The 21,669-nt window shown below is 45.4% G+C and carries 17 protein-coding genes and 1 pseudogene; 17 read left to right on the top strand and 1 reads right to left on the bottom strand.

Features of this window, described 5'->3' with window-relative positions; all coding sequences use genetic code 11:
• Positions 1-144: 144 nt before the first annotated feature.
• On the top strand, positions 145-1,848 hold the full coding sequence (ilvD, locus tag SM121_RS01605; protein WP_214259767.1) for a dihydroxy-acid dehydratase: 1,704 nt from the start codon (positions 145-147) through the stop codon (positions 1,846-1,848).
• A gap of 585 nt (positions 1,849-2,433) precedes the next feature.
• Positions 2,434-3,708, top strand: a complete 1,275-nt coding sequence (locus SM121_RS01600; protein ID WP_270300023.1) for a uracil-xanthine permease family protein — start codon at positions 2,434-2,436, stop codon at positions 3,706-3,708.
• A gap of 160 nt (positions 3,709-3,868) precedes the next feature.
• Here SM121_RS01600 and SM121_RS01595 read toward each other — a convergent pair whose 3' ends face one another.
• Positions 3,869-4,210 carry a metal-sulfur cluster assembly factor gene (locus tag SM121_RS01595; RefSeq protein ID WP_013904437.1) on the bottom strand — a complete coding sequence of 114 codons (342 nt, stop codon included), beginning with the start codon at positions 4,208-4,210 and terminating at the stop codon, positions 3,869-3,871.
• Between the two features lie 170 nt (positions 4,211-4,380).
• Between SM121_RS01595 and hisS the strand changes: the two genes are divergently transcribed.
• The 15 genes and pseudogenes from hisS (at position 4,381) to polA (ending at position 21,620) form a co-directional block, all read left to right on the top strand.
• Positions 4,381-5,664 (top strand): histidine--tRNA ligase, encoded by a 1,284-nt coding sequence (gene hisS / locus SM121_RS01590; RefSeq protein ID WP_320911016.1) that lies wholly within the window; start codon positions 4,381-4,383, stop codon positions 5,662-5,664.
• A 180-nt stretch (positions 5,665-5,844) separates the two neighbouring features.
• On the top strand, positions 5,845-7,329 hold the full coding sequence (thrC, locus tag SM121_RS01585; RefSeq protein ID WP_320911015.1) for a threonine synthase: 1,485 nt from the start codon (positions 5,845-5,847) through the stop codon (positions 7,327-7,329).
• A 50-nt stretch (positions 7,330-7,379) separates the two neighbouring features.
• The gene (locus tag SM121_RS01580) at positions 7,380-8,660 is read left to right on the top strand and encodes an MATE family efflux transporter (protein WP_320911014.1); all 1,281 of its coding nucleotides are present in this window, start codon (positions 7,380-7,382) and stop codon (positions 8,658-8,660) included.
• Positions 8,657-9,286 (top strand): HAD-IA family hydrolase, encoded by a 630-nt coding sequence (locus SM121_RS01575; protein ID WP_320911013.1) that lies wholly within the window; start codon positions 8,657-8,659, stop codon positions 9,284-9,286. Before SM121_RS01580 ends, SM121_RS01575 begins: the two co-directional genes overlap by 4 nt.
• A gap of 268 nt (positions 9,287-9,554) precedes the next feature.
• Positions 9,555-9,983 carry a MarR family winged helix-turn-helix transcriptional regulator gene (locus SM121_RS01570; RefSeq protein ID WP_003010887.1) on the top strand — a complete coding sequence of 143 codons (429 nt, stop codon included), beginning with the start codon at positions 9,555-9,557 and terminating at the stop codon, positions 9,981-9,983.
• 15 nt (positions 9,984-9,998) lie between these two features.
• On the top strand, positions 9,999-10,361 hold the full coding sequence (locus SM121_RS01565; protein WP_320911012.1) for a DUF1304 domain-containing protein: 363 nt from the start codon (positions 9,999-10,001) through the stop codon (positions 10,359-10,361).
• Between the two features lie 510 nt (positions 10,362-10,871).
• On the top strand, positions 10,872-12,230 hold the full coding sequence (gene trpE, locus SM121_RS01560; protein WP_320911011.1) for an anthranilate synthase component I: 1,359 nt from the start codon (positions 10,872-10,874) through the stop codon (positions 12,228-12,230).
• A pseudogene (locus SM121_RS01555) lies at positions 12,227-12,787 on the top strand (aminodeoxychorismate/anthranilate synthase component II); the annotation flags it as partial. The gene trpE and the pseudogene SM121_RS01555, both read left to right, overlap by 4 nt.
• A 9-nt stretch (positions 12,788-12,796) precedes the next feature.
• Positions 12,797-13,801: an anthranilate phosphoribosyltransferase gene (gene trpD, locus SM121_RS01550; protein WP_320911302.1), complete on the top strand. Its 1,005-nt coding sequence runs from the start codon at positions 12,797-12,799 to the stop codon at positions 13,799-13,801.
• Positions 13,798-14,565, top strand: a complete 768-nt coding sequence (trpC, locus tag SM121_RS01545; RefSeq protein ID WP_320911010.1) for an indole-3-glycerol phosphate synthase TrpC — start codon at positions 13,798-13,800, stop codon at positions 14,563-14,565. The genes trpD and trpC overlap by 4 nt, the downstream gene beginning before the upstream one ends.
• Positions 14,552-15,139 carry a phosphoribosylanthranilate isomerase gene (locus tag SM121_RS01540; protein WP_320911009.1) on the top strand — a complete coding sequence of 196 codons (588 nt, stop codon included), beginning with the start codon at positions 14,552-14,554 and terminating at the stop codon, positions 15,137-15,139. Before trpC ends, SM121_RS01540 begins: the two co-directional genes overlap by 14 nt.
• The gene (trpB, locus tag SM121_RS01535; RefSeq protein WP_003010834.1) at positions 15,129-16,334 is read left to right on the top strand and encodes a tryptophan synthase subunit beta; all 1,206 of its coding nucleotides are present in this window, start codon (positions 15,129-15,131) and stop codon (positions 16,332-16,334) included. The genes SM121_RS01540 and trpB overlap by 11 nt, the downstream gene beginning before the upstream one ends.
• Position 16,335: 1 nt before the next feature.
• Positions 16,336-17,112 carry a tryptophan synthase subunit alpha gene (gene trpA, locus SM121_RS01530; RefSeq protein WP_320911008.1) on the top strand — a complete coding sequence of 259 codons (777 nt, stop codon included), beginning with the start codon at positions 16,336-16,338 and terminating at the stop codon, positions 17,110-17,112.
• Between the two features lie 141 nt (positions 17,113-17,253).
• Positions 17,254-18,717, top strand: coding sequence for an alpha-L-fucosidase (locus SM121_RS01525; protein ID WP_320911007.1), 1,464 nt, complete (start codon positions 17,254-17,256; stop codon positions 18,715-18,717).
• Between the two features lie 257 nt (positions 18,718-18,974).
• A complete protein-coding gene (polA, locus tag SM121_RS01520) occupies positions 18,975-21,620 on the top strand; it encodes a DNA polymerase I (protein ID WP_320911006.1) in 2,646 nt (881 codons plus the stop codon).
• Positions 21,621-21,669: the final 49 nt, after the last annotated feature.

The following is a 21,669-nucleotide window of genomic DNA, read 5'->3' as shown; positions in this document are numbered from 1 at the left end:
TGCTTACAAAAGTCAAGATATAACTGTAAATTATTTTAGCAAGAAAACGAGTAAGCTGAATTGTCTGAAAATTCAAGAATTTTCTTCTGTCGTTGGGCCGTAAATTGTGCTATAATAATAAAAAATACGATGAGAGGGAATCAGATGACAGAATTAGATACACGCCATCGCAGTAGTGTCTACGACAGCATGGTCAAGTCCCCTAACCGGGCCATGCTTCGGGCAACTGGGATGACAGATGAAAACTTTGAAAAACCAATCGTAGGGGTGATCTCTACTTGGGCTGAAAACACACCTTGTAACATGCACCTGCATGATTTTGGAAAATTGGCCAAAGAAGGTGTGAAAGATGCGGGAGCTTGGCCGGTTCAATTCGGAACCATTACGGTTGCCGATGGGATTGCTATGGGAACGCCTGGGATGCGCTTCTCCTTGACTTCTCGTGATATCATTGCAGACTCTATCGAAGCTGCTATGGGCGGTCACAACGTGGATGCCTTTGTAGCCATCGGGGGCTGTGATAAGAACATGCCTGGTTCGATGATCGCCATTGCCAATATGGATATCCCAGCGATCTTTGCCTATGGTGGTACCATTGCACCGGGTAATCTGAACGGCAAGGATATCGACTTGGTTTCTGTTTTCGAAGGGATCGGGAAATGGAACCATGGTGATATGACTGCTGAAGAAGTGAAGCAACTGGAATGTAATGCCTGTCCTGGCCCTGGTGGCTGTGGTGGTATGTATACGGCCAACACCATGGCGACAGCGATCGAGGTCCTTGGTATGAGCTTGCCAGGTTCCTCTTCTCACCCTGCTGAATCAGCTGATAAAAAAGCCGATATCGAAGAAGCAGGTCGTGCAGTTGTGAAAATGCTTGAAATGGGACTGAAGCCATCTGACATCTTGACCCGTGAAGCCTTTGAAGATGCCATTACAGTGACCATGGCGCTGGGTGGTTCCACCAATGCCACTCTGCACTTGCTTGCCATTGCTCATGCAGCCAATGTGGACTTGACCCTTGAAGATTTCAACGATTTCCAAGAACGTGTGCCTCACTTGGCAGACTTGAAACCTTCAGGTCAATACGTCTTCCAAGACCTTTACAATGTCGGTGGTGTGCCAGCCGTCATGAAATACCTTCTTAAGAATGGTTTCCTTCATGGGGATCGCATCACCTGTACTGGTAAAACAGTAGCTGAAAACTTAGAAGCCTTTGCTGATTTGACACCAGGTCAAAAAGTTATCATGCCACTTGAAAATCCAAAACGTGCGGATGGTCCATTAATCATCTTGAAAGGGAACTTGGCTCCAGAAGGGGCGGTTGCCAAAGTATCAGGTGTGAAAGTTCGTAACATCACGGGTCCTGCTAAGGTCTTTGACTCAGAAGAAGCTGCCATTGAAGCGGTTCTTTCGGATGAAATCGTGGATGGCGACGTTGTTGTTGTTCGTTTCGTAGGTCCTAAGGGTGGTCCTGGTATGCCGGAAATGCTGTCTCTGTCATCTATGATCGTTGGGAAAGGCCAAGGAGACAAGGTAGCCCTCTTGACAGACGGGCGCTTCTCAGGTGGGACTTATGGTCTCGTTGTTGGTCACATTGCGCCTGAAGCTCAGGTCGGTGGTCCGATTGCCTACCTCCACACAGGAGATCTGGTAACGGTTGATCAAGATACCAAAGAAATCACCATGCACGTCTCAGACGAAGAGTTGGCGAAACGGAAAGCTGAAACAACCTTGCCACCACTGTATAGCCGTGGGGTTCTGGGTAAATACGCCCACATCGTTTCTTCAGCATCACGTGGTGCTGTAACCGACTTCTGGAATATGGAACAGTCTGGTAAACAGTAATTACAAGGACGACTTTGTCCAAAGAGAGAGTGGGACAGAAATCGGTAATTCGTTAGAATTCGATTTCGTCGTCCCACCTCCGAACAGTTGAGTAGGGCTGTAAAAGCTGATGAAATCAGTGTAGTAGAGCCCACTCAACCACTGCGTCTTGCTCGACAATCAAAAAATAATTGAGAGGCTAGGACTTTTGTCCCAGCCTCTTTTTTGGCTCAAAGTAGCTATTTTCAACCCTATCGCTAAAACGTATGAATATTACTTTTTGGGGGATTTGAGTGTATTATCTGTCATTTTTCTTGTAAATCCGTCTATAATTTGCTATAATTGTGACTAATCGAATCAATCCTTTAATACTGTCCAGAGAGGCAGGCAAGGAGCTATGGAAATGAAAGGCCTGGGAAGACCAGCCTATATTTTGTGTATCTCCTTGTTGTGGGGGATTTTTTTGTATAGTTGAAAAGTGGTTTGATAAAAAAGAAATCGTCGATGATGGAGCATGAGCACTCCCTTATGATTCGGTCATCGAAGGTAGACGTTTTTGTTCAGCCATAGCTTGTCGCATCTTAATTTTAGGAGGTTTTTACGATCGTGAATGATGTTAAATATGATGTGAATGATATGCCAAAACCTGGTTTATTGATTGGTTTATCTTTCCAGCATTTGTTTGCCATGTTTGGGGCGACAGTGTTGGTGCCGATTTTGGTTGGGATTGATCCTGCCATTGCTTTGTTCTCATCTGGTTTGGGGACCTTGGCTCACTTGACAGTGACCAAGTATAAGATCCCTGCTTACATGGGGTCTAGTTTTGCTTATATTGCAGCGATGCAAATGCTGATGAAGTCAGATGGGATCGCGGCAGTTGCCCAGGGTGCTATGGCGGGTGGTTTGGTCTACTTGTTTGTAGCTCTGATTGTTAAGCATGCGGGTAAAGATTGGATTAATAAGGTCCTTCCACCAATCGTGGTTGGTCCCATTATCATGGTCATTGGTTTGAGTCTTGCGAAGAATGCCGTCACTGATGCGACAACCTTAAATAATAGCTACAGCGGCTATGCTCTATTGATTTCGATGGTGACCCTCTTTGCAGTTATCCTATTTAACATGTATGGCAAGAAGATTGTCGGTGTCGTCCCAATTTTACTTGGATTAATTGTGGGCTATATTTTCTCATTGGCTCTTGGTTTGCTGACAGGACATAGTTTTGTCAATTTCTCAGAGGTAAGTGCGGCACATTGGATTCAAGTTCCAAACTTTGACATTCCATTTGTGGATTATAGCTTTAAACTCTATCCAAGTGCGATTTTGACTATGGCTCCGATTGCCTTTGTGACCATGACGGAACATTTTGGCCACCTCATGGTTTTAAATAGTTTGACTGAGCGTGATTACTTCAAGGATCCAGGACTTGACCATACGCTTACTGGTGATGGCTTGGCACAGATTATTGCTGGATTCTTTGGAGCTCCTCCGGTAACTTCTTATGGGGAAAACATTGGGGTTATGGCCCTTAGTAAGGTCTACTCAGTTTACGTTATTTCAGGCGCAGCAGTGATTGCGGTTGTCATGAGCTTTATTGGGAAGCTATCAGCACTCTTGCACTCTATTCCAACTCCTGTATTGGGAGGTTTGTCTATTGCCCTCTTTGGGGTTATCGCTGCTAGCGGTTTGAAAATTTTAGTTGAACATAAGATTGATTTTGATAATAAAAAGAATCTCTTGATTGCAAGTGTGATCCTAGTATCAGGGATCGGTGGTTTGATGATTGACCTCGGTGGTCTTCAAATCACGGGTGTGGCAACGTCGACCATTCTAGGAATCGTGTTGTACCAAATCCTTCCTGAACCAAAAGCTGACCAGGCTTAGACCATTCTGGTAGTGAAAAAGTTTGAATGGATTCAAACATTATAAAAACGAGGAACAAACTCTGATAGCAGAGTTTGTTCCTCGTTTTTTTATGATGGATTGGATTTCCAAAGAGGCTTTCCTTCATTAGTTGACTGCGTTTCTTAAATGGTAATGATTGTTATCGTGGTGGAAGACCAAGGGCGATGCGCCCGTATCGGCTGATTCGAGTAATTTTCCAAGCGGGTGACCAAGTTACTTCAACCTTGACATCTTCGATCCCCTCGATTTCTTTTAGGCGAGCGACGATTTCGATCGGAAGGCTCTCAGCACAGCTACAAGCCGTATCGGTAAAGGTCATAACCACCTTGCAAGTGCCGGCTTCATCTAGATGGATCTCGTAGATCAGTCCCAGATTATAAACATCTAACTCAACATCGGTATCAAATACAAGCTCCAATTTTTCGATTAATGACTTCTCTAGTGCCAGGGCGCGGTCATTGATTTTGATATCCTCTCTCATCGCAAGATCCTTTCAGTGTAGTATGGCTTCCATTTTCTCATAATTCGGCTGATAAGGCAAGAAGAGAAAGAGGTTTTGAACGTGTCGAACGAAGGAAATTCGGTCCAGTCTCCATTTCTCTTCGAATTTGTGGTAAAATAGAGGCAAAAGTAAGACAAAGGATGAAGGCTATGAAATTACAAAAACCAAAAGGGACCCAGGATATCCTTCCTGGCGATTCAGCGAAATGGCAATATGTAGAAGGCTTTGCACGCAAGGTCTTTGCGCGATACAATTATGATGAAATCCGCACACCGATCTTCGAACATTATGAAGTCATCAGCCGTTCAGTAGGGGATACGACGGATATCGTTACCAAAGAAATGTATGACTTCTATGACAAGGGAGACCGTCATATCACGCTTCGTCCAGAAGGAACAGCTCCTGTTGTCCGCTCCTATGTTGAAAATAAACTCTTTGCGCCTGAGGTACAAAAACCAAGTAAGTTCTATTACATAGGCCCAATGTTCCGCTATGAGCGTCCTCAAGCAGGTCGTTTGCGTCAATTCCACCAAATTGGGGTAGAATGCTTTGGATCGAGCAATCCTGCAACGGATGTTGAAACCATTGCCATGGCAGCGCAATTCCTGAAAGAACTAGGAATTGACAATGTGACCTTGCACTTGAACACCTTGGGAAGCCCTGCTAGTCGTCAGGCTTATCGCCAAGCCTTGATTGATTATCTCTTGCCAATGAAGGATCAATTGTCTAAGGACAGCCAACGTCGCTTAGAAGAAAATCCGCTTCGTGTCTTGGATTCAAAAGAAAAAGAAGACAAGGCCGCGGTTGAACAGGCTCCTTCCATCCTAGACTATCTTGATGAAGAAAGCCAAGCGCATTTTGATGCGGTTCGTCGGATGTTAGAAGACTTGGGGGTAGCCTATGTCATTGATACCAATATGGTGCGTGGCTTGGATTACTACAACCACACGATTTTTGAGTTCATCACAGAAATTGAAGGCAATGAATTGACGGTCTGTGCAGGTGGTCGCTATGATGGTTTGGTGGAATACTTCGGCGGCCCTGCGACAGCTGGTTTTGGATTTGGTATCGGTGTGGAACGGATCCTTCTCGTTCTTGAAAAGAAAGGCATTGAATTGCCGATCGAAACAGGCCTAGATGCCTATATCGCTGTCCTAGGAGATGAAGTCAATGAAGCAGCGCTTAGCTTGGTTCAAGCCCTTCGAATCCAAGGTTTCAAGGCAGAACGTGATTACCTTGGACGCAAGCTCAAGGCACAATTTAAGTCAGCAGATGTCTTTGCGGCCAAAGCCTTGATTACCTTAGGAAGTAGTGAAGTTGAGAGTGGTCAAGTTACTGCGAAAAATAACCAAACTCGTCAAGAAGTAACGGTAGCTCTTGAAAAATTGAAGAAAGACTTCCCATCTGTTTTAGCAGAGTTGGGATTGGCTTGATCAAGTCTTGCAGACACCTGAAAAACAGATTCGCATGGGAGTAGGAGCAAAGTCGTTGCACCTGCTCTCTTTTATCTAGTTTCTGTTTGCCGACCTTTGCCAAGATTTGGCGAAAAGCTGTTAAATTTTCTGACATTTATGATATAATGAGAAGACTACTAGTAAAGGAATGAAACAGTCATGACATTAGTTTATCAATCAACACGAGATGAAAATAATACTGTAACAGCTAGTCAAGCCATCCTTCAAGGATTGGCGACAGATGGCGGTTTGTTTACTCCAGTCTCTTATCCTCAAGTAGAGCTGGATTTTGATACCCTCAAAGACGCTTCTTACCAAGAGGTGGCCAAGCTTGTTTTGTCAGTCTTTTTGGACGACTTTACAGCAGAAGAGTTGGACTACTGTATTTCTCATGCTTATGACAGCAAGTTTGATACCCCGGCTATTGCTCCGCTTGTCAAACTCGATGGTCAATACAACTTGGAACTTTTCCACGGTTCAACCATTGCCTTTAAAGACATGGCTTTGTCGATCTTGCCTTACTTCATGACGACAGCAGCTAAAAAGCACGGTTTGGAAAATAAAATTGTCATCTTGACGGCGACTTCTGGAGATACTGGAAAAGCTGCGATGGCAGGTTTTGCTGATGTTCCAGGAACAGAGATCATTGTCTTTTATCCAAAAGATGGTGTCAGCAAGGTGCAAGAATTGCAAATGACGACTCAAACGGGGGACAATACCCATGTCATCGCCATCGATGGAAACTTTGACGATGCCCAAACTAATGTCAAACACATGTTCAATGATGTGGCCCTTCGTGAAAAATTAGCAGCCAACAAGATGCAATTCTCATCAGCCAACTCTATGAACATTGGTCGTTTGGTGCCTCAGGTTGTCTATTACGTATACGCCTATGCGCAATTGGTGAAGACAGGCCAAATCACAGCGGGAGAAAAAGTCAACTTTACCGTCCCAACAGGAAACTTTGGAAATATCTTGGCAGCTTTCTATGCCAAACAAATCGGTCTTCCAGTTGGAAAATTGATCTGTGCGTCAAATGAAAACAATGTTTTGACAGACTTCTTCAAAACATATGTCTATGATAAGAAACGTGACTTCAAGGTGACCACCAGTCCATCGATGGATATCTTGGTCTCTTCAAACTTGGAACGCTTGATTTTCCACTTGGTAGGCAATGATGCCACAAAGACCAAAGAGTTGATGGAAAGCCTCGTTGCAACAGGTCAGTACCAATTGTCCAACTTTGATGCAGACATCTTAGATTTGTTTGCGGCTGCATATGCAGATGAAGCAGAAACCGCTGCAGAGATCAAGCGGGTCTATGAAGCGTCTGATTACATCGAAGACCCTCATACAGCCGTAGCATCAGCCGTTTATCAAAAATACCGGACCCAAACAGGGGATACTGCTAAAACAGTCATTGCCTCTACAGCAAGTCCTTATAAATTCCCAGTTGTGGCAGTAGAAGCGGTGACGGGCGAGACAGGTCTAGGAGATTTCGAAGCCTTGGCTAAATTGCATACACTCTCAGGTGTTCCTGTGCCACCGGCTGTAGACGGCCTTGAAACTGCACCGGTTCGCCATCGTACAAGCGTGGCAGCCAAAGAAATGCAAGCAGCCGTAGAAGACTACTTGGGACTTTAATTCTTCCTATTAGAAAGATCAAAAGAGCCGTTTGGCTCTTTTCTATACTCATGAATTCATACAAAAAAATCTTAAACATCGCCCTTCCTGCCATGGGTGAAAATTTCTTACAAATGCTGATGGGCATGGTGGACTCTTATCTAGTGGCTCACCTGGGTTTGATTGCCATTTCAGGTGTTTCCGTCGCAGGGAATATCATCACGATCTATCAAGCCATCTTTTTGGCACTGGGTGCGGCAGTTGCTAGCGTCATGTCCAAAAGCTTGGGCGAAAAAGATCAAGATAATATTGCCTACCATGCGACAGAGTCGCTGAAGGTGACCTTATTGTTGAGTGCTCTCTTAGGAGGGACTTCGCTGTTATTTGGACGCCAGATGATTTCGCTGTTGGGGACTGAAGCTGCAGTAGCTGAAAGTGGGGGGATTTACCTTTCCTTGGTCGGCGGGACCATTGTTCTCTTAGGATTGATGACGACCTTGGGCTCCTTGGTTCGGGTGGCCAACAATCCACGTCTTCCTATGTATGTGAGCCTGTTGACCAATCTATTAAACGCACTGTTCTCCTCTGTGGCCATTTTCCTTTTTGGCTGGGGCATTGTCGGAGCAGCTTTGGGGACTGTGCTAGCTCGTCTGGTTGGGGTTATCCTCTTGTGGCAAAAGGTCCAGTTACCCTTTGCTCCCCTTGGTTGGGGATTGGATCGTAAGCTCTTGAACTTAGCACTTCCAGCAGCCGGAGAGCGGCTGATGATGCGGGCTGGAGATGTGGTAATCATTGCGATCGTGGTTACTTTTGGGACCGAGGCAGTCGCAGGAAATGCTATCGGAGAGACCTTGACCCAGTTTAACTACATGCCTGTGTTTGGTGTGGCCACAGCGACGGTCATGCTCGTAGCACGGAGCCTGGGTGAAGGGGATCTTGAGCAGATTGCCCGCCTTCGAAAGCAGTCTTACTGGTTGTCCTTCGTGTTAATGTTACCCATTGCCTTGGGAATCTTTTTTGGGGGCACCCTTCTGACCCATCTCTACACACAAGATACAAAAGCAGTCGAAGCTAGCCTGTCGGTTGTCCTCTTTTCTTTGTTGGGAACGCCGTTTACAGCAGGAACGGTCATCTATACAGCTGTTTGGCAAGGCTTGGGAAATGGGAAACTTCCATTTTATGCAACGACCATTGGCATGTGGGTCATTCGAATTGGAGCCGGTTATCTGCTTGGAGTAACCCTTGGCTTTGGCCTTCCAGGGGTCTGGACGGGGACACTGCTCGACAATGGTTTCCGTTGGCTATTTTTGAGTCAGCTCTATAGACGAAAAGTAGGAGAGAAGAAAAAATGACAAAACGAGCCTTTATTTGGGATTTGGACGGAACTTTGCTGGATTCCTATGATGCTATTTTAGCAGGTCTTGAGGAGACCTATGCAACTTATCAGCTTCCCTTTGATCGAGCCGGCATTAAAGACTACATCTTGAAGCATTCGGTTCAAGATCTTTTAGTAGCTGTGGCGGAGGAGTATCATCTGGATGTGACCGACTTGAATCATCGCCGAGCAGAAAGTCTAGCGGAGAAAAATGCCCAGGTCCTTCTGATGGATGGGGCGCGTGATGTCCTATCCTGGGGACAAGAAGCTGGAATTGAGCAGTTTGTCTATACCCATAAGGGAGAGAATGCCTTTGTCATCCTACGGGATTTGGGTTTGGAATCTTTTTTTACAGAGATTTTGACCAGTCAAAGTGGTTTTGCCCGCAAGCCTGACCCAGAAGCTGCTAGGTATCTGATGGAGAAGTACGGGTTGGAACCAGAAAATACCTACTATATTGGGGATCGGAGCCTGGATATTGACTTTGCAAGAAATAGCCAGATTCATAGTATCAATTTCTTGACGTCTGACTATCAAGGCAACCATCAGATGAACACCTTACTAGATATCCCAGGTATTTTAAACGCTGAAAAGAATCTGTAAAGAATTTGTTTTCATTTTGAAATAAAGTCGTAAGCTTTCTTTAAGAAATGTCCGCTATAATAAAAGCATAAACAAAGACCTCCTAACTTTGTTTAGAAAAATCCTAAAACTTTTCTTTTTCATAATAATCTCCCTAAGAGTCGCCAAATCAGGCGGCTTTTTTTGTGTGAAAGAATAGTGCAAGTTCTTTTTCTTGCAAGAGGATATGAAATATTTTATAATTGATTAGTCAATTATTGATTTATCAAAAATGAATAGAGGAAGGGACATGGCAGAAATAAATGATTTGCTCTACCAACTACGTTTGGCAGATCAATCAACTACGCAACTTTTTGAAAAGCGCCTAGGGATTAGCTTAACACGTTATCAAATTTTGCAGGATTTATTAGAACAAGCACCTTGCAATCAGATCGCGGTTCAGGAGCGCTTGCGGATTGATCCAGCGGCTTTAACGCGGCATTTCAAAATATTAGAAAAGGAAGGATTTGTCCATCGGAGTCGAAATCCAAAGAATCAGCGGGAAATCTTAATTCATTTGACGGATATGGCCTATAATCGTTTGGTCAAACATCCCCCTCGCCATCATGTGGCGGTGAAAGAACAGATGAGTCGGATTTTGACTGCTCAAGAACAAGAGCAATTTTCTTACCTGCTGGACAAATTAGTATCTGGCATTGAACAAATAACAGTTGAATAAAAAGGAGAATCTACGATGTCATTACTGACGATTATTTTAGCAAGTCTTGTTGCACTGGAGCATTTATATATTTTTTATTTGGAGAGCATCAAAACCACATCTGATACCACAAGTCGGGTTTTCAACATGGATAAAGAAGAACTCGCTCGCCCATCTGTGACCTCTTTATTTAAGAATCAAGGGATATACAATGCCTTGATTGGGGTGTTCCTCTTGTATGGATTGTTTGTCTCTAAAAATAGTGAAGTTGTTACGATTTTTGTACTCTTTATTATTGAAGCTGCAGCCTACGGTGCGATGACAGCCAATAAAAAGATTATCTTGACCCAAGGTGGCCCTGCAATTTTGGCTTTGTTGAGTAACCTATTTTTGGGATAAAAAGGACGGGCTGCTAGGGCTCTTTGAGCTGATTTTATTAAATTAGTGTAGAGAAAAGTATAAAAAAAGACTAAAATTTTTATTGACTTTCTAAGAAAAAGGGTTATAATGGTAGCAACAGAAAAGTAATGAGTCAGCTATTTTCAGGGAGCTTGTGGGAATTGTGAACAAGCAATAGCGACTGATGAAAATTGGACTGTTATGATCAATGAATTCTAACCCATGTGAATTCGGTTGGCACCCCTTACCGTGCAACTCCTTGATAGAGGAGATAGAGATGTAGGGAAAGACCAGCTATTTTTCCCTATAAAAGAGGTGGCACCGCGGACACTACGCCCTCACACAGTTTTTGTGTGAGGGCTTTTCTATGTGCCTTAGCGAGCGAAGCGAGCTTAGGCACATTGATCCCAAAGCGAGAATTGGGCGATGGGATACCCTTGATCGCCTTAGCAAGCCAAGGTGCGGTTGAATTCATTAGAATAAAAGAGTTCTAAAAGAGAGGTTTCTGATATGAAAAAAGTTTTATCTGCTGATGTGTTGAGTCCAATTTTGGCTTATATGCGTTTGGATGCGCCCCATAAAATGATCTTAGAGTCAATTCCTCGTGAAAAAGAGAATGCGCGTTTTTCAATTGTAGCCTATCGGCCAGTCAGTGAAGTCAAGTTTGAACATGGCGTCCTCTATTACAATGATCAAATTGTTGAAGAGGATCCTTTAGACTTTTTGAACCGCATCACGGTCAAAACGAAAACTTCTGAAGAGCTTCCTTTTAACGGTGGGGCGATTGGATTTGTCGGCTATGACTTGATTGGCCTCTATGAGAACATTGGTTCCATTCCTGAAGATACGATTGGCACACCAGATCTTCACTTTTTCTTATATGAGAGCTATGTGATTTTTGATCACAAAAAGGAAAAGGTCTATGTGGTGGAAGAGAACCTCTATAGTGGACGGAGTGAAGCAGAGCAAACATCGAGCTTGGAGCAAGTATTAGCACAATTGGCAAGACCCGCAAAAGAAGAGTTTCAGGACAAGGACCTGCATGCGCTTCATTTCCACAATCATTTGGAGCAAAAAGAGTTTGAGGAAATGGTGGCCCTAGCGCGGGACTATATTCAAAAAGGAGATATGTTCCAATGCGTGCTCAGTCAACGTTTTTCAGCTGATTTTTCAGGAAAACCGCTAGATTATTACCGCAATTTGCGCGTGACCAACCCTTCGAATTATCTCTACTTTTATGATTTGGGGGAGTACCAAATTATCGGTGCCAGTCCAGAAAGTCTAGTGTCGGTCAAGGATCGAGTGGTGACAACCAATCCCATTGCTGGCACGCGTCCAAGAGGGCTCGATGAAGAGGCTGATCGGCAATTGGCAGCTGAGTTGACAGGGGATCCAAAAGAAGTCGCAGAACACCGGATGTTGGTGGATCTAGGGCGAAACGATATTGGTCGTATCGCTCAAAATGGGTCGGTTGAAGTGACCAAATATATGGAAGTGGAATTCTTCCGTTATGTCATGCACCTGACGAGTGTGGTCAAGGGGCAATTGCTTCCTGGACTAGCCTCCATTGAGGCTCTGAAGGCAACTCTTCCAGCTGGGACCGTTTCGGGTGCTCCCAAGATTCGAGCCATGAAGCGAATCTATGAAGCAGAAAAAGAAAAACGAGGCGTCTATGCGGGGGCTATTGGCTATCTCTCTGTGACGGGGGATCTCGATTTTGCTATTGCGATTCGAACCATGATCCTCAAAAATAAGAAGGCTTATGTGCAGGCTGGAGCAGGAATTGTTTATGATTCGATCGCTGAAAATGAATACCAAGAAACCGTCAATAAGGCAAAATCGATGACAAGGATTGGAGAAGAAGGATGATTTTATTAGTAGATAATTACGATTCATTTACCTACAATTTGGCGCAGTATATCGGAAAATTTGATGAGGTCCAGGTGCTTCGAAATGATGATCCGGATTTGTACCAAGTTGCCCAAGAAGCAGATGCTTTGGTCTTTTCTCCAGGTCCAGGTTGGCCAAAGGATGCGGGCAAGATGGAGGAGATGATCCGAGATTTCGCGGGGGTCAAACCAATCTTGGGGATTTGCTTGGGGCATCAAGCGATTGCAGAAGTTTTTGGAGGGCGCTTGGGATTGGCCCCACAGGTCATGCATGGCAAACAAAGCCAGATCCAGCTAGAAGCTCCCTCTCCGCTGTACGCGGGTGTCGCAAAAGAAGTCCCAGTCATGCGCTACCATTCGCTGACGATTAAAGCCATGCCAGAGGATTTTGTCATTACCTCTCGGACGACAGATGATCAAGCGATTATGGGAATTCAACACCGCAGCTTACCGATTTATGGTTTTCAATACCATCCAGAAAGTATCGGGACGCCAGATGGGCTCAAGACCATCGAAAATTTTGTCAAACTAGTCAAGGAGCGGAAGATGAAACAAGTGCTTGCAAAAGTAGCGGAAGGAATGGATCTAACCAGTGCAGAGTTAGAAGCTGCTATGGAGGAAGTCGTTGCTGGTCGTGCTTCAGAAGCACAGGTGACGGCCCTTCTTCTAGGTCTCAAAATGAAGGGAGAAACGGTTGAAGAGCGGACGGCTATTGCAAAAGTGATGCAGGCCTATGCAGTTGCCATTCCTACAGAAGTTCAAGGAGCAATGGACAATTGTGGAACTGGGGGTGATCGTTCGTATAGTTTCAATATTTCAACAACAGCTGCCTTCGTCCTTGCTGGTGGTGGCATCAAGATGGCGAAACACGGCAATCGCTCGATCTCTTCTAAATCTGGTTCTGCGGATGTGCTAGAAGCGCTAGGGATTAACCTTGATTTGGGTCCAGAAGACTTGGGACGAGTGTTTGAAAAGGTGGGGATTGTCTTCCTATTTGCCAAAAATTTGCACCCTGGCATGCGCTATATTATGCCCGCTCGCTTGGCGCTAGGGGTTCCAACGGTGATGAACTTAACCGGTCCTCTTATCAATCCGATTCCTCTAGAAACCCAGCTATTGGGAACCAGTCGTCCAGATATGCTGGAAAGTACGGCGGAGATTCTAAAGAATTTGGGTCGGAAACGCGCAGTGGTGGTGAGTGGTCCACAAGGTTTAGACGAGGCAGGTCTTGATGGGGAAACTCAGCTCGCTATTTTGGAAAATGGACAGGTGACCTTATCTAGCTTTCAACCAGAAGATATAGGAATGGAGCGCATCGAAATTGATCAAGTACGAGGTGGAGACGCCAAACGCAATGCAGAAATTTTGCTCAGTGTCTTGAAGAATGAAGCGAGTCCCTTCTTAGAGGTGACTGTCTTGAATGCTGGCCTTGGTTTTTATGCCAACGGCAAGGTAGATTCTATCAAGGAGGGAATTGCCTTGGCACGTGAAGTGATTGCCAGTGGGGCTGCCCTTGAGAAATTGAGATTATTACAGGAGTATCAAAAATGAGTCAAGAATTCTTACCAAAGATTCTAAAGGAAAAGGCGCGTGAAGTGGCTGCGATGAAAGAAGAGGAACTCCAACCTTTGCGCGAGACTTACCGCCTGTATGATTACCTAAAGAGTCATCCAGAAAAGCTTCAGGTCATTGCGGAAGTGAAAAAGGCTAGCCCGAGTCTGGGAGATATTCATGTCGATGTGGATATCGTCGCGCAGGCTAAGACTTACGAAGAAAATGGGGCCGTGATGATTTCTGTCTTGACTGATGAAGTGTTTTTCAAGGGCAGTATCGAGTATCTCCGGGAAATATCTAGTCAGGTTCGCATTCCCACCCTCAATAAAGATTTTATTGTGGATGAAAAGCAAATAATTCGGGCGCGAAACGCAGGGGCAACCGTGATCTTGTTGATAGTTGCAGCCTTATCAGAGGTTCGTCTGAAAGAGCTCTATGAGTTTGCGACCCATCTGGGCCTGGAGGTCTTGGTGGAGACCCATAATCTGACAGAACTAGAGGTGGCTCACCGGATTGGGGCTCAGATCATCGGGGTCAATAACCGCAACTTGGTGACCTTTGAGACTGATCTTCATACTAGCCTGGAATTGGCGACCAATTTTGAACAAGAACCGGTTTACATCTCGGAGTCTGCTATTTTCGCAGCAGCAGATGCGCGCATGCTGGCTCCTTATTTTAATGGCATTCTCGTTGGGACAGCTCTCATGAAAGCAGACAATGTGGCTGAAAAAGTAAAGGAGTTGCAGATTGACAAAGGTTAAAATTTGCGGATTGTCCACTCCAGAAGCCGTGAAGACGGCTGTTGAAGCTGGTGCAGATTATATTGGTTTTGTTTTTGCATCAAGCAAACGGCAAGTCACGCTGGAGCAAGCTCGGCAGTTGGCTACAGGGATTCCAAAGGGGGTTCAAAAAGTCGGTGTTTTTGTATCACCACAAAGAGAAGAAGTGGAGCAAGCTTGCCAAGTTGTGGGCTTGGACCTGATACAAGTGCATGGACCGATAGATGATACCATCTTGCAAGACCTTCCCCAACAAACGATTCGCGCTGTTCAAGTGGGAAAAGACGCAGCTCTTCCTGAGACCAGTGCCGATTATCTGCTCTTTGATGCTCCTGTAGCAGGAAGTGGAGAGACTTTTAACTGGCAAGAACTCGAAACCCAAAACTTCACAAAGCCTTTCTTTATTGCAGGAGGCTTGACGGAAGACAATGTAGCAGATGCCATTCGCTTCTTTTATCCTTATGCGGTGGATGTATCCAGTGGAGTCGAGACAAATGGAAAAAAAGACCAAGAAAAGATAAAACGATTTATAGAAAGGGTCAAGCATGGCATATAAACAACCAGATAAAAATGGATTTTACGGGCGGTTCGGGGGACGATTTGTCCCTGAAACCTTGATGACAGCAGTTTTAGAATTAGAAGAAGCCTACAGAGAAAGTCAAGCAGATCCTTCTTTTCAAACAGAATTGGATCAGCTTCTGAAACAATATGTCGGTCGGGAAACACCGCTCTATTACGCTAAGAATCTAACCAAGTATGTCGGTGGAGCCAAGATCTTTCTTAAAAGAGAAGACCTCAACCACACAGGGGCTCATAAAATTAATAATGCCCTAGGACAGGTTTTATTGGCACACCGGATGGGCAAAAAGAAGATCATCGCAGAAACAGGGGCTGGACAGCACGGTGTTGCAACGGCAACGGCTGCAGCTTTATTTGATATGGAATGTACCATCTACATGGGAGAAGAAGATGTCAAACGCCAAGCCCTCAATGTCTTTCGGATGGAATTGTTGGGCGCTAAGGTTCAATCAGTAACAGATGGGTCACGTGTTCTCAAGGATGCGGTCAATGCTGCCCTCAGAGCCTGGGTAGCAAATGTGGAGGATACCCACTATATCATGGGTTCTGCTCTAGGACCTCACCCATTCCCAGAAATTGTCCGTGATTTTCAAAGTGTCATCGGTAGGGAAGCCAAACGCCAATTTGCAGAGCAAAATGATGGTGCGCTACCAGATGCAGTCTTAGCCTGTGTAGGAGGTGGATCGAACGCCATTGGGCTCTTCTATCCTTTTGTTGAGGATACCTCTGTTGCCATGTATGGGGCAGAAGCTGCTGGCCTTGGGGTAGATACAGACCAGCATGCAGCAACCTTGACCAAGGGGCGTCCGGGAGTCCTTCACGGCGCCTTGATGGATGTTTTACAGGATGCCCATGGACAGATTTTAGAAGCTTTCTCGATTTCAGCAGGTCTCGATTACCCAGGGATTGGGCCAGAGCATTCTTATTTCCATGAAATCAAGCGGGCGACCTATGTGCCTGTGACAGACCAAGAAGCACTAGAAGCTTTTCAATTGCTTTCAAAAGTAGAAGGAATCATTCCAGCTCTGGAATCGAGCCATGCTATCGCCTATGCGGTGAAATTGGCCAAGGAGATGGGGCCTGAAAAATCCATGATTGTTTGCTTATCAGGTCGTGGGGATAAAGATGTGGTACAAGTCAAAGACCGCCTAGAACAAGAGAGAGGAGAGTAAGATGGGAAAGACCTTAACAGAGCATTTACAAAAGCTGAAAGACCAGCAGCAAGGGATCTTTGTTCCTTATATCATGGCAGGAGATCATGAAAAAGGCCTGGCAGGTTTGCAGGAAACCATCCAATTTTTGGAGGAGCTTGGTGTCTCAGCTATTGAAGTAGGCATTCCTTTTTCAGATCCGGTGGCAGATGGCCCTGTGATTGAAGAGGCAGGATTACGCAGTTTAGCCCATGGGACAACGACAGAGGGTCTGGTGCAAACGATCCAGCACTTGGAGACAAGTGTTCCTTTGGTCATCATGACCTATTTCAACCCCTTGTTCCAATATGGGCTCGAAAACTTTTTTAGAGATGTAGAAGGAACAGCAGTCAAAGGAGTGATTATTCCGGACCTCCCCCATGAGCATGCGAATTTGGTAGAGCCTCTATTAGTGGATAAAGACATCGCTTTGGTGCCGCTAGTGAGCCTAACCACAGGAATCGAGCGCCAGAAGAAATTGATCCATGATGCAGAAGGATTTATCTATGCCGTTGCTGTCAATGGGGTGACGGGGAAAGCTGGTAGCTATCGAGATGATTTGGATCACCACTTGGCCCAATTACACGAAATAGCGTCCATTCCTGTTTTAACAGGTTTTGGAGTTTCCAGCATGGAGGACGTTCACCGTTTCAACAAGGTCTCAGATGGGGTTATTGTGGGGTCCAAAATTGTTAAAGCTCTCCACCAAGGGGAGACAGACGCCATCGCTCGTTTTATTTCTCAAGCAGTGAAGGGCTAGAAGCTTCATTTCATTCATCATCAGCTTGATTCTCCTAGATCAAGCTCTTTGTCTACTAATTTAAACATTCCCCTCGTTTGTCTTTACAAACGAGGCTTTCTCGTTACAATAGAGGTAGTAACAAGAAAAGAGGAGAAGAGAATGATAAGCCTTGAAGAGATTGATCAAGTTGTCCAGTCAGGTCCTTTTGAACCAACCTGGGACTCTCTTAGCCATCAAGTCTGTCCAGATTGGTATCGAGATGCCAAATTTGGAATATTTATCCACTGGGGGGTCTACAGTGTACCTGCCTTTGGTTCGGAATGGTATTCGCGAAATATGTATATCCAAGGGAATCCTTGCTATGACTATCATCGAGAGCATTTTGGAGACCAGGCTAGCTTTGGTTACAAGGATCTCATTCCTCTATTTACAGCCGATCGTTTTGATCCGGCATCTTGGCTAGATCTCTTTCAAAAAGCGGGAGCCCAGTATCTTTTCCCAGTTGCGGAGCACCACGATGGCTTTCAGATGTATGCCTCTACTCTCTCGTCTTATAATAGCTTAGAAATGGGGCCGAGACGAGATGTCTTAGGGGAGTTGAGGGAGGAAACAGAAAAACGTGGCCTGCACTTCTGTACGTCCTCTCACCGGGCAGAACATCAGTTTTTCTTTTCACATGGCAAGGAATTCACTAGTGACATTCCGCAAGAAGTCCCAAGAGACAGCCTTTATTGGCCAGCCAAGCCAGAGCCCAAGGATCATTTTGATCTGACTTCCAAGCCTTATCCAAGTAAAGAATTCTTGGAAGATTGGCTGTTGCGAACCTGTGAACTGGTGCGGGACTACCAGCCAGAGCTCCTTTATTTTGACTGGTGGATCCAGCATGAGAGTTTCCGTCCCTACTTGATGCGCTTTTTGGCTTATTATTACAATCTAGCAGCACAAGAGGATCGCAAGGTGGCTGTTTGTTACAAACAGGATGCCCTCCCTTTCGGTTCAGGAATCGTCGAGATGGAGCGGGGAGGATACGGAGAGACGCAAGCCTTTCCGTGGCAAATGGATACCGCGATCGCCCGTAATTCTTGGTGCTATACCCAGGATCTAGCCTACAAGACCAGTAAGGAATTGCTACAAAATTTAGTCGATGTTGTGGCCAAAAATGGCAATCTTCTGCTCAATATTGGGCCCAAGGCAGATGGCACGATCCCTGAGCAAGACCAAGACATCCTCACAGAGATCGGGGACTGGCTGGCGGTAAATGGAGAAGCCATTTATCAGAGTCGGCCTTGGCGGGTGTCATCGGACGGACCGACCGAGGCCCAGGAAGGTTCCTTCTCAGACGGGCAAGCGCCACTCTATACCAGCCAAGATTTCCGCTATACCATGCGTGAAGGCCTGCTTTATGCTATCCAGCTGGAACCAAGTGGAAGGACAGAAGAGCTGACCTTGCCGTCTCTCGCCTATGATCTCAAGCAACCGAGAATTCTTCATGCGCGCATTCAAAAGGTAGAGCTCCTTGGAGAAAGTCAGCTTCTTTCTTGGAGCCAAGATGAGACAGGGCTCCATCTTCAGTTACCAGCTTGCAGCAAAAAACAACCGCGTGTTTTGCGCCTCAGCTTTTAGTTTTCTTGAAGCTTTCTATAAGGAATCGTTTAGGTTTCTCTTGTATACTGTACTCATCCAATAAGAAATGAGGTACAGAAAATGAAAATCTCAGTTAATTATCCAAAACACTTTAAGAAATTGCCACAACAAGGTTCTTGTTACGGCGAATAAACACTTCTCTTCATTTTTCATAAGAAACTCCTAAAGAAGGCTCTACCCGAAAGGGTAGAGTTTTTATGTACCAGAGACCTTATGATTCGTGGTATAATAGGCCTATGGAAAAAAAGAATAAATTACTACTCATCGACGGGTCTTCCGTCGCTTTTCGTGCCTTTTTCGCACTCTATCATCAAATTGATCGCTTCAAAAATGCCAATGGTTTGCATACCAATGCGGTCTATGGTTTTAACCTCATGTTGAGTCATCTCTTGGAGCGCATCCAACCGACCCATGTCCTCGTTGCTTTTGATGCAGGAAAGACGACTTTTCGGACGGAGATGTATGCCGACTACAAAGGGGGCCGTGCAAAAACTCCAGATGAGTTCCGTGAGCAGTTTCCTTTCATTCGTGAACAACTGGATCATTTGGGGATCCGCCATTATGAGCTAGCTCAGTATGAAGCGGATGATATTATTGGAACGCTGGATAAGATGGCAGAAACTACCTCGGTGCCATTTGAAGTGACCATTGTCTCTGGGGACAAGGATTTGATCCAGCTGACGGATGACAATACGGTGGTTGAAATCTCCAAAAAAGGGGTAGCGGAGTTTGAGGAATTCACTCCAGCCTATCTCAAAGAAAAGATGGGGCTGACACCCGAGCAATTTATCGACCTCAAGGCCTTGATGGGAGATAAATCGGATAATATCCCAGGTGTTACTAAGATCGGAGAAAAGACCGGGATCAAACTACTCCTAGAGTACGGTTCTCTCGATGGCATTTACGAGCATATCGACGAGATGAAGGCTTCTAAGATGAAGGAAAACCTCGTCAACGACAAGGAGCAGGCCTATCTGTCTAAGACTCTCGCAACCATCGATACTAATGCGCCCATTGAAATTGGCCTGGACGATATCACCTATACAGGCCCTCATCTAGAAAATCTCGCCAAGTTTTATGAGGAGATGGGCTTTAAGCAACTCCGTCAGGCCTTGGATCTCAGTGGAGAAGAAGCAGCTCCTGTAGCTATTGACTATACAGAAGTCGAGCAAGTCACTTCAGATATGCTCACGGAAGATAGTTTCTTCCATTTTGAGATTTTTGGGGACAATTACCATACAGAACCCATTATCGGTTTCGCATGGGGGACCAAAGGTCAGCTCTACGCGAGTACAGATACTGGTCTTTTACAAACACCGATTTTCAAAGAATTTCTCGAAAAAACGCCCCTCAAGGTCTATGACTTCAAACGGGCCAAGGTCTTGCTCAGCCACTTGGGCATTACCCTTCAAAATCCCGCGTTTGATAGTCGATTGGCCAAGTATCTCTTGTCGACCGTAGAGGACAATGAGATTTCAACCATTGCGAGTCTCTATAGTCAGATTGCGCTGCCGCTGGACGAAGTCGTTTATGGCAAGGGAGCAAAAAAAGCTATCCCAGAAAAGGCAGTCCTATTAGAGCATTTGGCACGGAAAGTTGCTGTTCTACTGGATACCGAAGAGCCTATGATGGAGCAGTTGCAAGCCCATGACCAGCTAGATTTGCTCTATGATATGGAGCAACCACTAGCAGCTGTTTTGGCCAAGATGGAAATCGCGGGGATCAAGGTAGAGCGCCAGACCCTAGAAGACATGCAGGTGGAAAACGAAGTGGTCTTGGAGCGCTTGACCCAAGAAATCTACGAGCTTGCAGGCGAAGAGTTCAACATCAATTCTCCAAAACAATTGGGCATCATCCTCTTTGAAAAATTGGAACTCCCTCTTGAATATACTAAGAAGACCAAAACCGGCTATTCAACAGCCGTTGATGTCTTGGAACGCTTGGCTCCAATTGCACCGATTGTGTCTAAGATTCTTGAATACCGCCAAATTGCTAAGATCCAGTCGACCTATGTGGTGGGCTTGCAAGAGGCTATCCTAGAGGATGGGAAAATCCATACCCGCTATGTACAGGATTTGACGCAGACAGGCCGCTTGTCCAGCGTGGATCCCAACCTGCAAAACATTCCTGTCCGTTTGGAACAAGGCCGTCTCATCCGTAAGGCCTTTGTCCCAGAAGAGGACAACAGTCTCTTGTTGAGTTCGGACTATTCACAGATCGAATTGCGCGTCTTGGCCCATATTTCGGGAGATGAGCATTTGATTGATGCCTTTAAACATGGGGCAGATATCCATACATCGACCGCTATGCGCGTCTTCAACATTGAAAAACCAGAAGATGTGACGCCGAATGACCGGCGGAATGCAAAAGCGGTAAACTTTGGTGTGGTTTATGGAATTTCCGACTTTGGACTGTCTAATAACCTGGGGATCAGTCGAAAAGAAGCCAAGGCCTACATTGAGACCTATTTCGAACGCTACCCTGGCATCAAGGACTATATGGAGAGAGTGGTACGGGAAGCGCGTGACAAAGGCTATGTGCAGACTCTCTTCAAGCGCCGTCGGGAGATTCCAGATATCAATTCTCGCAACTTCAATGTTCGAGGCTTTGCGGAGCGGACAGCTATCAACTCACCGATCCAAGGATCGGCAGCAGACATCTTGAAAATTGCTATGATTCACTTGGACCAAGCGCTAGAAAGAGGAGCATACAAGACCAAGATGCTTCTTCAGGTGCACGATGAAATCGTTCTGCAAGTACCAAGTGATGAACTGGCAGCGATTAAAGAACTCGTCAAAGAGACTATGGAATCCGCTATCGAACTTGCAGTTCCACTAGAAGCTGATGAGAATGAAGGCAAAACATGGTATGAAGCCAAATAAAATTGAGTTTGTTCAAAACAGAAAGCGGTAGGAGACTTTTCAGTTTCCT

Source organism: Streptococcus sp. S1, assembly GCF_034137685.1.
GTDB classification, from domain to species: Bacteria; Bacillota; Bacilli; order Lactobacillales; family Streptococcaceae; genus Streptococcus; species Streptococcus dentalis.
This window is presented reverse-complemented; position numbering and strand designations above follow the sequence as displayed.

Excerpts from the sequence above, each read along its gene's own strand:
- trpC (WP_320911010.1), top strand. The coding sequence starts at position 13,798 with ATGAGTCAAGAATTCTTACCAAAGATTCTAAAGGAAAAGGCGCGTGAA.
- SM121_RS01525 (WP_320911007.1), top strand. The coding sequence starts at position 17,254 with ATGATAAGCCTTGAAGAGATTGATCAAGTTGTCCAGTCAGGTCCTTTT.
- SM121_RS01565 (WP_320911012.1), top strand. The coding sequence starts at position 9,999 with ATGTCATTACTGACGATTATTTTAGCAAGTCTTGTTGCACTGGAGCAT.
- trpB (WP_003010834.1), top strand. The coding sequence starts at position 15,129 with ATGGCATATAAACAACCAGATAAAAATGGATTTTACGGGCGGTTCGGG.
- thrC (WP_320911015.1), top strand. The coding sequence starts at position 5,845 with ATGACATTAGTTTATCAATCAACACGAGATGAAAATAATACTGTAACA.
- ilvD (WP_214259767.1), top strand. The coding sequence starts at position 145 with ATGACAGAATTAGATACACGCCATCGCAGTAGTGTCTACGACAGCATG.
- trpE (WP_320911011.1), top strand. The coding sequence starts at position 10,872 with ATGAAAAAAGTTTTATCTGCTGATGTGTTGAGTCCAATTTTGGCTTAT.
- SM121_RS01595 (WP_013904437.1), bottom strand. The coding sequence starts at position 4,210 with ATGAGAGAGGATATCAAAATCAATGACCGCGCCCTGGCACTAGAGAAG.
- SM121_RS01580 (WP_320911014.1), top strand. The coding sequence starts at position 7,380 with ATGAATTCATACAAAAAAATCTTAAACATCGCCCTTCCTGCCATGGGT.
- trpA (WP_320911008.1), top strand. The coding sequence starts at position 16,336 with ATGGGAAAGACCTTAACAGAGCATTTACAAAAGCTGAAAGACCAGCAG.
- hisS (WP_320911016.1), top strand. The coding sequence starts at position 4,381 with ATGAAATTACAAAAACCAAAAGGGACCCAGGATATCCTTCCTGGCGAT.
- SM121_RS01570 (WP_003010887.1), top strand. The coding sequence starts at position 9,555 with ATGGCAGAAATAAATGATTTGCTCTACCAACTACGTTTGGCAGATCAA.
- trpD (WP_320911302.1), top strand. The coding sequence starts at position 12,797 with ATGAAACAAGTGCTTGCAAAAGTAGCGGAAGGAATGGATCTAACCAGT.
- SM121_RS01575 (WP_320911013.1), top strand. The coding sequence starts at position 8,657 with ATGACAAAACGAGCCTTTATTTGGGATTTGGACGGAACTTTGCTGGAT.
- polA (WP_320911006.1), top strand. The coding sequence starts at position 18,975 with ATGGAAAAAAAGAATAAATTACTACTCATCGACGGGTCTTCCGTCGCT.